This is a genomic window from Microbulbifer sp. S227A (genome assembly GCF_049800935.1).
This window is the reverse complement of sequence record NZ_JBNAFZ010000004.1, coordinates 1-13,101: the sequence shown is the minus strand read 5'-3', so window position 1 is coordinate 13,101 and position 13,101 is coordinate 1. Positions and strand designations below refer to the sequence as shown.

Here is a 13,101-nt window from a genome sequence, read left to right as displayed (position 1 = left end):
CCGGGTCAGTTCTCAGTGACAATCAACAGCCTCGCCCTCTCCGCCGGGCTCAGCGCGGTGCTGACCTGGCAATCGACGCGCAGCAGCGTCGTCCCCTACGTGGTCGAGGTCGACAGTCTCGGTGCGGCACAGGCCGTCGCCCCGGCGCTCGCCGAGTATCGCCCGACCGATCCGCAGATCGCCTGGCACCTCGCCCGCTTCGTCGAGCATGTCCGGCAGGTCCCGGCCGATCCGATCGTGCTGCGCCAGAACTGGCTTCGTGCTTACGATTTCGCTACGGATCGCGGCGCCGTCGCGCTGAATGACCATGCCCGTTTGAATGATCCCTTCGCCTTGGTCAGCGACACGCAGGTTGCCGTCGAGATCTCGAGCGTCATCCGTGCATCAGAGTCGAGCTTCCGTGTCGCCTGGATCGAGCGCCGCTATGAAAACGGTCAGCTCGCCACAACCGAACGCTGGACCGCCATCCTGACCGTCGTGATCCAGCCCCCGCGCGATGCAGAGCGCCTGCGGGCCAACCCGCTCGGCGTCTATGTCCATGCCATCAACTGGTCGAGGGAGAATGCCCAATGAGACGACTTCGCCCCATCCCCGTTCTTCTCCTAGCGGCCACGGCGCTGACCGCCTGCACGGGGCAACGCCCGCCCGAAATCGCCTATGACGACCACGTTCCGGCCCTCGCTCCGCCGCCGGCACCACCCCCGGCCGAGGGGCCGCCCCGCCTGGTTCACACGCCGCCAGCCTGGACGCCCTCCCGCGGCGGCAATCCGGAAGCGGACACGCCGGAAGCCCGCATCATCGCCGCCAATGCCGCCGCCCGCGTCGAACCCCGCCAGCAGGGCTACTACAACGCCATGCAGGTTTTTCCGTGGAGCGAAGGCGCGCTTTACCAGATCTACGCCGCCCCCGGGCAGATCACGAATATCGCGCTCGAACCCGGTGAACGCCTGACCGGTCCCGGTCCGATCGCGGCAGGCGACACCGCGCGCTGGATCATCGGTGATACAACCAGCGGCGCAGGCCGCACCGAGCGTGTCCATATCCTCGTGAAACCAACGCGCCCGGACATCGCCACCAACCTCGTCGTCAACACCGACAGGCGCACCTATCACATCGAGTTGCACGCCGACGAGGAAACTTGGATGCCCAGCGTTGCATGGGCTTATCCGGAGGTGCGCACCACGCCCCGCACACCGACTATCCGGCGTCCGGCGATCCCGCACGAGGCCGAGCGGCACTACCGTTACGGCTTGCAGGGCGACGCCCAGCCCTGGCGGCCGGTCTCGGTCTTCGACGATGGACGGCGTGTCTATGTCGTCTTCCCGCCCGGCATCGGCCAGGGCGAAATGCCCCCGCTCTTCGTGATCGGCGCGGATGGACGCGGCCAGATCGTCAACACCCGCGTTCTCGGCAACGTGCTGATCGTGGACCGCCTGTTCGGGGCCGCAGAACTGCGTCTCGGCGAAAGACGACAGCAGGTCGTGCGGATCGTGCGGACAGATGGCGATCAACGCCCGCCGCGCGCGCCCCAGCCAGAGGTGGAGCGATGACACAAAACCCTGATATCCAAGAGCCGACACGGACCGAGGAGGACATCGCCCAGGAGCTCCGTCTCAGGCCCGATCCGCCCCGTGTCATGCGCCTGTCCCGCCGGGCCATCGCCCTTGCCACCGCAATCGGCGGACTTGGCCTTGGCGCGATCCTGATCGTGGCGCTGCAGAACAACCGGCAGGACGGCAACCAGACCGAGCTCTTTTCCACCGAACGCATTCAGGCGGCTGAAGGGCTGTCCACACTGCCTCGGGATTACGCCGATGTCCCGCGTCTCGGCCCACCCTTGCCCGGTGAGTTGGGCCGCGCCATCCTTGGGGCGCAAGATCGCGGCCAGCCGGTCCCGGCACCGCCCCTTTCCGGTCCATTGGCCCCCACAGTCGATCCGGAAGAACAACGCCGCCTTCAGGAACTTGACGCCGCCCGGCTGAGCGCACTTTTCGCCGAGGCGCAAACCGTACCGCGCAGCGGAACACAGGCCACACCGACCTCCCCCGCGACCGGCGCGCTCTTCCCCTCCACATTGGGCAGCCCTACGGCAAGCGATCCGATTTCCGGCCGGGAGGCGTTCCTCACCAGTCCCGGAGACACGGACACCGTCAGTGCGCAACGCATAGTGCCGCCGCCCAGCCCCTACATCCTGCAGGCCGGCACGGTGATCCCGGCCGCCCTGATCACCGGCCTGCGCTCCGACCTTCCCGGCCAGATCTCGGCCCAGGTGACGTCGAATGTCTTTGATAGCCCCTCAGGGCGGTACTTGCTGATCCCGCAAGGCGCTCGGCTTCTGGGAGAATACGACAGCCGCATCGCATCCGGGCAAAGCCGTCTGCTTCTGGTCTGGACCCGCCTCATCCTTCCGGATGGTCGCTCCATTGTGCTGGAGCGCGCGCCCGGCACTGACGGAACAGGCGCGTCCGGCCTTCAGGACCGGGTCAACTATCATTGGGGTCGCGTCTTCCTTGCTGCTGGCCTCGCCACGATCCTGAACCTCGGCCTGGAAAGCGGGGCTGACGGCGAGGATGACGTCGCCCGTGCCATCCGCGAAGCCACACAGGACACGATCGGGCGGACCGGGGACGAGATCGTGCGACAGCAGCTTTCCGTCCCACCGACACTGACCATCCGCCCTGGCTTCCCCGTCCGCGTCATGGTTACCCGCGACCTGATCCTCGAGCCTTTGGGAGAAGTGAGATGACGAAGCTGAAGCTCGGCCCGATCCATGACGACAAGCCGGTCAAGCTGACCGTCGAGCTGCCCGCCGACGTGCACCGCGACCTCTGCGACTACGCGGCGGTTTTGGGCCACCAGACCGGCCAGGATCTGGAACCTGCGCGCCTCGTCGCCCCCATGCTTGCTCGCTTCATGTCAACCGACCGTGGGTTCGCCACAGCGCGCAAGGCGGGGTCACGGGCCAACCGCAAGAAGCCGCCGGAAGCGCAAGCACAACCCGATGGCGAGCAGGGTTAAGCATCTTTGGTCGCAGACCCTAAGGCGGATCGATTTGCACACGGATCGCACATCGGCGCGGCCTAGCCGCATCAGGTCGCTACGGAGTCGGTCCGATCCTCCACGAAACGAACAGCTAGTCCGTCACAAGCACACAGGTCACAAGGCCCCTTGGTCGCCAAGGACTTCGGCACTACAAACTGGGCCCAAACACTGACTCTGGCATATTCGAAGTCGGCTACAGCATGCCGAATGCTGCTGTCTTGAGTGCCAACCCTGACCCTCGCCAAACTGGTGGGCATAGCTTCGCAGGCAGCAACAATCGACCAGTGGGACCGCACTCGTCGCGTTACTGATGTGGCAGATTTCAAAGGAGCAACCAACAAGCTCCTTCGAGCTTAATCACCTTTGTGCTAAGGTCGTAGCGTGCCCAGATGATAGACATCTGAGTTTGACTGCTAGACCACGCGTAGTTTCCTGGATTGCGAATACCTAATGAATTTTGAACGACTTTTAATTGCGCCGATCCAGGCAACGACTATTTGTTCCAGATGTCTTGTATTGGGCAAACCATGGGCCTTCTTTATGCCCGTTAGAAAAGCAGGCGCGACAAAGTGTTCGCGAGAACTTACTAGCCTAGGCGCGGCAATATGAACAACAGTTCGCCGAATATCGAGAAATCTGAAACGCAAAAACACAACGATTTCGTGCCGCCCCTCAAGGCTTTCGTCTGCTACGCCAGAGAAGACCTGGACGTTGTCCTACACACGCTTCGTGAACTCGTCAGAAAAGATATTGAGTTCCTGCAAGATCTGAACGACATCCTTCCGTCGGAGCCGTGGGCGGAACGTGTGCGGTCGTTGATATCACAGAGCGACTTGTTGCTCTACTTCGCGTCGTCTTCATCAGCGACGTCAGATGCTTGTGAGGACGAGCTTGAATACGCCGCCTCACTAGGCAAGCGCATTTTTCCGATCGCATTAGAACGCAGCTTGGACGACCAAATGCCGGAGATCGTAAGCAGTATACAGTGGTTTTTTGCAGACGGTGATGGTGCGCTTGATATCGACGCATTGCACACTGCCATTGTAACCAACGCGGATTGGATACGCGAGCACACCCGCTATCTTGTTGCCGCACAAGACTGGCTAGCCTCGGGTCGCAGAGCGCGGCGATTGTTGCGGGGTCGCGACGTCGATAGCGCGAAAAAGTGGGTCACTAAGCAACCCCCAAAAGCACCAGAGGTACTCCCGCTTCACGCGCAGTTCATAGGCGCGAGTCGAAACCTGCGCCGGATCATTCGCACTTCGATGGTGGGCGTCACTGCGTTGGGCATTGCTGGGGCGTTTGTGCTCTACCAAATTTCTTTAGATAATCGTCGCAGCTATTCTGATATCCTGGCAAGGGATGCCGCTACAATGCTTGATAATGGCGTGGCGCCTGTGGAAATTGTTCGTACCGCGATCGCTTCCTGGCTCCTCGACCCCGACAAGTTCACCGAAGGCATGCCGCGGAGCCAATCGGTCGAGGTCATGGCGGAAGCATTCTCCCATCAACGGCTGCGCTCAGTACTGGAGGCCTCCCAATTGCCGAACGGGCTTGGTGATCATGCCTTCAGTAGTCACTTGATCCCCGGTGGTCGTTATCTTGTTATTCAATGGCAGGACCAACAATCGGTTGCTCCGGCATTTCCTGTGATAGTCGAAGACGATCAGGGCGCTGAGACAGATCTAGTTCCAGTGCCGACCGAAACTTTCCTCGACCCAGGCGACATCACTTGGCAAGCTAGGATTGTAGACTTGGGCAAAGAATTGACCATACCTGAGGCCCCTACGGTCTCAGATCCTCTGGCCGGGTTCGAAGACGCCGTCGGTTTTTTGGGGCCTGTAGTCGTATCGGGCGACGGCTCCACGCTAATTTGGACTATGAAAGATGGGGGGGTGTTCGTTTATCGTCCCGCGACAGGCGAAGCACTGAACTTATTGGCTGCCGGTAACGCATCTGGCTCCATCACTGCGCTCGATTATGACGGGCAAAGAGCTATCGCTCAGACCGATGATGGACCCGTTATCCGGGACTTGATTGGAAACGTTGACGCACCGGTCCGCCCCTCGAAACCCGATGAAGGACAGGTGGTGTCCGTGTCGCTTACTGGTTTTTCACCTGATGGGAAATTTCTGGCTGGGACAGTGCACTATGACATTGGTGGCCCTGCGGCATCCAGAGCCTGTGTTTTCGACGCCTCTTCAGGTGAGGAAGTCACTTGCAGCTTGCTCGATCCTTCCTTCGCAGGCGGCACGCCGTTTTACAATGAAACCATCGGACCGATGGCTTTCTCACCCGATAGCTTACAGCTGTCCTACACGGACTGGGGGAACTCTCTACGGACTCTGGATATCGAAAGCGGGACGGTTCAAGTCGTGGAAACTGGGGCCGGTGGTTTCATTAGGGATCTGGCATACTTCCCAAATGGTCGCTACATAGCGGTTTCTTCTGGCCATAATAATATGGTGGGCGGTCTCGACCATTCTCTAGTCATCTTTGACAGCGTGGGTCGTGCGTTCTACCGCAGCGGCGGCGTGGGGGAAATTGGCGAGATAGGAATCTCGTCCGACGGTCGCGTGCTCACGGCACAAGGTGGCGGTGGTTTTGTGACACGCTGGGATGTGGGCTTTGGGGCGATGCGCGAACAACTCGCACTTTCGGGACGCCTTGATTCTGGTTTGTCGGTGATTTCGGGAGGCTATTCCCCTCAGTTTGGCGACACCTTTGTGCTGCATGGTGATCGCTCCACATTTGACCCTGATTCCTGGGACTTTATCAATCCCTTCTACCCCGGTTACGAGAGGCATTTTGTCGTGTACGACTTGCCGAGCGGGAGAGAATTGCGTCGACTGTCAGTGCCGCAATCTACCATTCTCGAAGCCTCGGTTGCCGACGAACAAGACTTGCTCGCGGTCATTGTCAGGGATACGGACCGGGTGCAACTCTACCGCTATTCGTCCTTCGACGTATTGAATGAGGTCGTCGACATACCGACTGGCCCAACGGATGTGCACATCGCTCGCCGAGCAGAGATCATCGCAGTCGGAAACCGCGCCGGAGAGATCATGGTCATCGACGGAGACAGGCGGTTAGATTTTAGAGTCGAGGGTGAAGTGGCGCGAGTTGTCCTGTCGCCCGACGCCCGTTATCTCGCCGCACTTTTCAGTCAAGATGACGATAGTTCGTCCAAATTGGTGCGGGTATGGGATGTCGAAAGGCCGGATGAGCCCATACTAAATCTGTTTGGTGTTTTCGCGCTATCACGCTCTGCCTTCGCCGCCGAGTTGCCGCGATTTGCCGTTGCGGCGAGCCAGGGCGCGGCGGTTTATGATCTGCGTAGTGGTCTGCTTTACAGCCGCCTTTCAAGTGCGCGGGGCCTCAGCATCCTTGAAGCCGGGATTTCCAACTCTGGTTTTCATGTGGCAACACGCGAAGACACTGGCCCCGTTCTGCTTCACGATGTCGAAACCGAAGAGCCTGTCTTCGTTGTGGGAGGGCATGGGTTTGGGACCGGTAGCATTGAGTTCGACAGTCTCGGTCTAACGTTAACGACGATAGCTTCGTCATACGACGTACTTCGGCATTGGAACGTCGGCCTAAGTGATTACAATCTGTTTCGGCATGCGTGCCGTTCCCTTCCTGAGCACCATCGCACAGCCCCATTGGACATGGTGGAAGTTCGACTGACAGCTGGCGTTTTTTCGCCTCCCAAAGTCGATTGCGAATCTCTTGAGCTACCAGGGCCTCGGAGATGAGGCCGGATAAGGAATCTCAACCAGACTCACCTTCGGATAAATCCAACCAGAGGTGCATTTCAAGGTGACGGGTTACTCAAGCGCAATGCGCAGAAACAAGCTAGTTCTGACGCTGTTGCGGAATTATCCAATGCACGAGGTTAGATGCAAATGGGTGGTCGCGGTGCTTGCTCAGCCATATCTCCATGTCTTCCGAAATTTTGAGTGGTTCTGTCGCTATAAGCCATTCTAGCCACATTTCAGGATTCCGAAGTGCAATTCCACTAGATCGGAGAATCTTGTAGAACTCCGCATCTTCGGCGTTCGCCAAACTACCGAGATTTGGCTCCGTGAACTGAACCACCAGCCGCGACTCTTCCTCTGAACTAAGCCGGGCAAGACTGCCGCCAATTATTGTCAATCGGGACATGCGCTCAGCTTCCTCAACCGAACTCGGAAGAATGCCTCCGAGAATTCGCTGCCCGCTCACGCCTATTGCGGCAATCCGCCTTCCATCGGGACTGATAGAAAGTTCTAGAAGCGGACCGATACCCATCTCCTTGACCAACAGCTGCTCGAAAGAGGAAATATCAACATATCTGAGCGATCCATTCCAATCTGCGATAACCAATAGCCGTCCAGAGGGATCGACTGCGATGTCCTGCGGCTTGAACTCGGTATCTACGGAACCCTGGACTTCTTTCCATCCATCGCGGATTTCCCATCGATGCAGCTGAGAAGTACTCGCCGCAAACAACGTCCTTCCGTCCGGTGAAAACGACAGCTGTGCTGGCGCGTTTGCATACCGGCGATCCGCGTCGGCGCGCCAAATTTCTTGTCCATCCAGATCAAGGACTAAGATGGTCCGGAAGTCGTCACTTATGGCGATCATTCCATTTGGGCTTGAAACAGCCATGTCAAATATCAATTGCTCTTCTATGCTGACAATCAACTCCAGTGAATTCGAACTTACGTTCCAACACCACACATGGGAGCCGCGCTGCTCTTCGGGCGCGCCGACAGTTGCGATCAATGAAGCAATCACCGTTTCGTCGTCAAAGAATTCCAAAGGTCCGAATGCTCGGATCGGTGCCAGGGATAGTTCTCTTCTTTGAACAACTTCACCAGTTGTAAGGTCGACGAGGACAACCTCCGGGTTAACCAGCGAAGCTCCGTCCATATTCACCTTAGCGCTCAGAAACGCAGCCCGTTGGCCGCTTGGAGACAAAGAGACCGAGCCGACGAGGGTTGAGCCAGGCCGGTGATCAAATTGAACGGAAACGTAATCACCCTCTCGGCCGAAACTATCATCGACCCTCAGCGCCCTGATTGAATCCCCCTCTCGTTGACTCTCCGCGACTGCGTCCCAAACATTGACCGCCGCGGGTATGGATATTGGTGACTGCCCTTCTTTAACGAATCTCACAGGGTTCTCGACTCTTGCCGACAGTATTGCGCCGGAAGAGTCGAAGCCCACCGTCCACCAAGGCCTCTGCCATGTCGGATCTGGCTCCTCAGGTGCACGAAGCCGCCACACTCGCACAGTTCCGAAAAGCCATGCACCCGGGTCATCAACACCCCCTCGATTGAGCGGAACGGCCTCGCTCGTGGCCAGCCACACTCCATCCCGCGACAATGAGATGTCCATCACACCGGCACGTAAACCCTCATGCCCGACACTCAGTTCTTGAGCAGTCTGCGTTGAGCCAACGCCCATCACAGTGGCAACTGCATCCCATCCGCCAGTCGCAAGTCGACGGCCGTCTGGTGTCAGCGCGACACTCGTAACTGCTTGCTCATGAGGCATGGCCAAGACCATCGGATCTGCACCCGAGGTGAAATCCCAGCGGTGAACGGAGCCGTCGAAAGAGCCAAATACAAGGTCTGGGCCCGACTCTAGGAACACAAGATCAAACGGGTTGTAGGGAAAGGTGCCCTCTGGCCGTGGGACAAGCCACCGATCGATCAGCTGACGGTCTGCGACACGCCAAACCGTGATCGCACCTTGGATGGTTGACGCAGCGACAAAGTCGCCCATTGATGACGCAGCTAAAGAAACTGGACCATGTGGTCCCCCACGGCTATCTCCATTGTCAAGCTTTAGCCAAGCTTGGGCTTCATGATCCAGCAGCCAGACACCGTCGTCTGCACCTGCGAGAAGCACAGCAGAGTTCTGGCTTCTCGCGACGGAGAGCCAAGCTGCGCCGCTTGGAGGCGAGCCCAGGTCAACAGTATCACCTGAAGGCGAAATCCTCTCGAGACGGCTTGCGATTTCGCTATGACCAGATCTGTTCCACGCGGCATTCGCCGGTTTTCGCAGAACAACTAGAAGATCTCCGCTTGGTTCGAAGGCCAAATCGACAACGGGAATGCCATCAGATTGTCGGACTGTGACTTGCGTCATTTGCACCGGATCATACAGGACAACTTCGCCATCGAAGCCGCCCAAGGCGAGCTTTCCTTCCGACGAAAACGCCGTCCTCCAAGCCTGGAATTCCACGGTATGATCGAAAACTGCGAGTGGTTCCTCGAGCGACAAAGCAGCCGCCTGAGCGCGTGTCGTCCAGGCAAGTTTCTGAGCCTCCGCTAGCAATCGAATCGAGCCAAGGTAATCTCCGTCTCTCGCAGCGTTAGCAGCGGTGATGGTGTGCGCCTCCGATCCGCTGAGACTTGCCTCGGCTTGCGCGAAAATCGCTTCAAAGCTTGACCGCGTTGCTTCGACTTTCCAAATCATTGCGAAAAAAAGGATGAACGTCGCAACGATCGCGGAAGCAGACAGTGCAACCAGCCGATTCATCGCCGTCCGCTGTGCTTCTCGCCGCAGGGTGGCCATTTCGTCTGGCTCGATGTCCCTCAGCGTTGCGATCAGAGGCAAAAGCTCGCTCTCAATGCGCAGGCGTTTCGGTGGCCACCACCGCCACCAGCTTGTGAGTTCCTGAATGTCGATCCGCTCGATACGAGGCAACTCTTTATCCAGCCCGCCCGGTAAGGGCGCACCAAAATTTGCATCCAGCGTCGCAGCGACGATCTGATCACGACGTGGATTGCCATCATTTCGAAAGACGAGAAGTTCCCGAACCACCCAGTTGGGTGTACCGTCCTGAGCGGCCTTTGCTGCGTCTTTTGAGTTCACGACCAGGAAGAACCGTGATTGTCCGAGAGCCGGTACAATCTCTTGGAGGAAGTCGCTTTTTGCTCGAACATTGATCTCGTCGAGATATACCTCGAGGTTTCGTTTTCTTTCTTCCGTCTGAAGAGATCTGGGCAGCCGGTATCTCTTCAGCCATTTCCTTAGAGCGGCCGCGTGGGAAGCCGCATCAGACCGCTTGTAGCTTATAAAGAGATCGTACGCTGGATCAGCCACAAAAGTGTCCGCGGGGACAAGATTTCCCTCAATCCCTTGGGGCGATAGGTCACCACTTCGTTCGATATCGCTCATGCCTTCTCCTGGTCTCATCTCGGCGTGTTCGGCCTGCCCTGACCAGCCAAGGTTCGTCATAATCAAGAACAGTAGGACTGCGTTCCGAAGTGTGGATAAACGCCAATCACAAATTTGAACCTTGGCTTTGAAACTGTAGCATCAATTCGCATCGCCCAGGCAACTCTCGTAGGCTTTGACATGGATTCGCACCGGGTAACGATCCCAAACCCAGAAGGTAAAGGAACCATCTTTCTGTCGTCCAATTTCTTGGAGGATGAAGGTATTCTTGATGCACGCTATCCACTGCGGGAGGCGATACTCGACTTTGCCCCAAGCCTATCAGCGCCGTTGGTGACATGGGAGGCGTTGAAAGAGCGATTTCAGAAAGACGAAGACATCCTGACGCTGTGCCGTCAGGCCATCGAAACCTGTAGCTTGTTCGTGCTTCTGCTCGGCAAGCGCCACGGCAGCGGCGTGAGGCTCGATCAAGGTACCTCTTCGGCGAGCTATCTTGAGATGGAGATTTTCACTGCTGCGATCCTCAAGAAACCGATACTCGTTTTGCACGAAGCCGGTGTCGAGCCGAACGCGCTGCTCCGTGATCTTCTGACGCTCTTCAAAGATCGGTTTTCGTCGGTTGCATACCGAAGCGGCAGTGTAGTGGACCTATGCAAAAGTTTGGCTGAGGCCGCCAAGGTCCTGGGAGAAGCGGGCGACCTGAGGCGGGCTGGATCACTACGTGGCGTGCCCGACTTCCTTGCCGCCACGCGATTGCAGAACGACCTTGTTCGCGAAATGCGCGATCCGCGCCTTAGATTCCTCAATGGCTCGTCCGTCCCGCAAACACCTGGGGCTAGCGCTATAGAGATTGAGCGAACACTTGCAGCAATCGATGCGAGAAGCACCGCCGACGGCGAAGGCTTGGTTCCCGTCACACAAGGAGCTATGTTGTTTAGGGTATGGGCCGCCATGCGAGACCTGGCAGCATCTGATAATTTCATTGCGAGCAAACCAGAACGACCAGAAGCTTGGGATACCCTTTTAACGCACTGGCAGAAGGCCGCCTCTTGGTTCGGGCTTCACGGTTGCATCTATCTCAGTCCTTTGGCTGTCATTAACACACGACAGGCTCTTTGGGAGCAAAACTCAGAGAAATTCGGCAATCTAGAAGAACTGACAACCAGTCGCGCAAGTGCATACTACTCATTAGCTCAGAGAATGCATACGAGAGCACAAACAAGACGTGGTTTCCAACAGTCACGGGCTCTTGCAACACGCGCCTACGACCAGCTTGGCAACGCCGCAGTGGGCAGCTTGATGATCCGTTGTCACGCCAACATTCGGTTGGCCGGTCTCGGATCTCCGCTGCTCATTTCCGATGCCCTTGCCGATGCACGCAAGGCGCTAGAAATCTACGATATGGGCGTTGGAGATCTGACGGGACGCGGCGAAGCACTGGTAAGTCTTGGCTTCTGCAAGGCCATCACGGGCCGCCTTCGCACAGGAAAGGCCGATATGCGCCATGGTCTACACTTGCTTTCGCAAAATCCGACACCTAACGGTCGATCATTTTATGCAAAAGGCGGGAAAATGGTTGCACGAGCCGGCCGACTGCTCTTGGATACACGTCTTCGAATAGATGGCGAGGAAGCCCAGATCGCTGCGGCGACCGCCGTTGGCGCATTTGATCAACTTAGAAGAGGTTGATCAATAATTACAACGCAGAGGATATCCTCTCCTGTGCGAAAGCGGCTCTGCCCGATCCAACAATCGAAAGCTAATCCGGAGGTTTGCACGAATCAACGGATCCAATATTTGAATCGCCAAACGAGATGGCGGCTAAATGGGGAGCTTGGGCGGCGTGTAAGGATAGGGCCATTTTATTCTCAAAGCGCTTGAAGACCATTGGCGCAGCCATCTTGTAATGTCGCTTTCGCCCCCCTGCGTTGCTCGAGCCAGTTGCAAGTAATCTCCATGATCCGCTTGGCGTGTCATCGGATGAAACCAGCTACCGCAATCCTTCGACTGAATCCGTTGATCACGGACCCGACCGAACTCATATGGAACCCAACATGATTTCTGGCTAGTTTTAGTGTGAATCGCAATGAGATGCGAACTGTTCAACAATGCCATTTCAATAATGGCAGCAATCAACACCGGATACACCGCGCTGTTTCTAGGTATCATTTTGTTTGCATGAGTCAGGGTTGGATCGTGCACGTCCAGCCAGTAGCCAATCCCCTGCTGACAAGCCAGCCAAGCCGCACGCTCCGCGTAGGCTACGTCCTTGCTTTGGTGTGATATGAAAATCGTCGGCGCTACTTGCTGTGCGGAACTCGGTTCAGTGAACGACCCACCGGCTGACGCCGGTGGCATCATTTGGAGGAATGTAATTCCAGATACTGCAGGATGATATCGTCGGTGACATTCCCAGACGTGGTGGAGAAGTAGCCACGGGCCCAGAACCGCCTGCCCCAGTAGCGCTTGCGCAACTCTGGGAACTCTATCTGGATGCGGCGCGATGATCGGCCTTTGATGCGCTGCATGACACCAGACAGCGATAGCTTGGGCGGGATCGACAGAAACATATGCACGTGATCTCGCGCCAAAACGCCGCGCACAATATGTACCCCCATCTCATTGCAGGTCTGCATGATGATCTCCCGGATACGCGCGCGCATCCGTCCCCGTAGAACTTTGTACCTATACTTTGTGGCCCATACGACATGGAATCTGTGGTAAAATCGCGTGTGCGCGGATGCCGAGTAGCGCATGATCTCTCCTCCTGAAATTTGAAGCCTTACCGCCTCAGCGGGCTTCAAATTTCAGGAGGAGAGATCAGCAGAAGATTCGCTGAAGCGGACCGGCTGGAAGCCGGTGGCTTCGATCCGTTAGATGGAAAGT

7 protein-coding genes and 1 pseudogene are annotated in these 13,101 nt (G+C 57.4%); 6 read left to right on the top strand and 2 right to left on the bottom strand.

Features of this window, described 5'->3' with window-relative positions; all coding sequences use genetic code 11:
• Positions 1-27 precede the first annotated feature (27 nt).
• From trbF to ACP15R_RS10600, 5 genes and pseudogenes are all read left to right on the top strand, one after another.
• Positions 28-573, top strand: a pseudogene (gene trbF, locus ACP15R_RS10620) (conjugal transfer protein TrbF); the annotation flags it as partial.
• Positions 570-1,550, top strand: coding sequence for a P-type conjugative transfer protein TrbG (gene trbG, locus ACP15R_RS10615; RefSeq protein ID WP_424986384.1), 981 nt, complete (start codon positions 570-572; stop codon positions 1,548-1,550). The pseudogene trbF and the gene trbG, both read left to right, overlap by 4 nt.
• Positions 1,547-2,746 (top strand): TrbI/VirB10 family protein, encoded by a 1,200-nt coding sequence (locus ACP15R_RS10610; protein ID WP_424986383.1) that lies wholly within the window; start codon positions 1,547-1,549, stop codon positions 2,744-2,746. Before trbG ends, ACP15R_RS10610 begins: the two co-directional genes overlap by 4 nt.
• Positions 2,743-3,018: a DUF2274 domain-containing protein gene (locus tag ACP15R_RS10605; RefSeq protein ID WP_424986382.1), complete on the top strand. Its 276-nt coding sequence runs from the start codon at positions 2,743-2,745 to the stop codon at positions 3,016-3,018. The genes ACP15R_RS10610 and ACP15R_RS10605 overlap by 4 nt, the downstream gene beginning before the upstream one ends.
• Positions 3,019-3,647: 629 nt before the next feature.
• The gene (locus ACP15R_RS10600) at positions 3,648-6,797 is read left to right on the top strand and encodes a toll/interleukin-1 receptor domain-containing protein (protein WP_424986381.1); all 3,150 of its coding nucleotides are present in this window, start codon (positions 3,648-3,650) and stop codon (positions 6,795-6,797) included.
• Between the two features lie 100 nt (positions 6,798-6,897).
• Here the strand turns inward: ACP15R_RS10600 and ACP15R_RS10595 are convergent, their stop codons facing one another.
• Positions 6,898-10,215, bottom strand: coding sequence for a hypothetical protein (locus ACP15R_RS10595; RefSeq protein ID WP_424986380.1), 3,318 nt, complete (start codon positions 10,213-10,215; stop codon positions 6,898-6,900).
• A gap of 180 nt (positions 10,216-10,395) precedes the next feature.
• Between ACP15R_RS10595 and ACP15R_RS10590 the strand changes: the two genes are divergently transcribed.
• Positions 10,396-11,904: a DUF4062 domain-containing protein gene (locus ACP15R_RS10590; protein WP_424986379.1), complete on the top strand. Its 1,509-nt coding sequence runs from the start codon at positions 10,396-10,398 to the stop codon at positions 11,902-11,904.
• Positions 11,905-12,572: 668 nt separating this feature from the next.
• On the opposite strand, the gene tnpA is transcribed toward ACP15R_RS10590, so the two are convergent.
• Positions 12,573-12,974, bottom strand: coding sequence for an IS200/IS605 family transposase (tnpA, locus tag ACP15R_RS10585; RefSeq protein ID WP_424985241.1), 402 nt, complete (start codon positions 12,972-12,974; stop codon positions 12,573-12,575).
• Positions 12,975-13,101 lie beyond the last annotated feature (127 nt).

Excerpts from the sequence above, each read along its gene's own strand:
- trbG (WP_424986384.1), top strand. The coding sequence starts at position 570 with ATGAGACGACTTCGCCCCATCCCCGTTCTTCTCCTAGCGGCCACGGCG.
- ACP15R_RS10610 (WP_424986383.1), top strand. The coding sequence starts at position 1,547 with ATGACACAAAACCCTGATATCCAAGAGCCGACACGGACCGAGGAGGAC.
- ACP15R_RS10605 (WP_424986382.1), top strand. The coding sequence starts at position 2,743 with ATGACGAAGCTGAAGCTCGGCCCGATCCATGACGACAAGCCGGTCAAG.
- ACP15R_RS10600 (WP_424986381.1), top strand. The coding sequence starts at position 3,648 with ATGAACAACAGTTCGCCGAATATCGAGAAATCTGAAACGCAAAAACAC.
- ACP15R_RS10595 (WP_424986380.1), bottom strand. The coding sequence starts at position 10,215 with ATGAGCGATATCGAACGAAGTGGTGACCTATCGCCCCAAGGGATTGAG.
- ACP15R_RS10590 (WP_424986379.1), top strand. The coding sequence starts at position 10,396 with ATGGATTCGCACCGGGTAACGATCCCAAACCCAGAAGGTAAAGGAACC.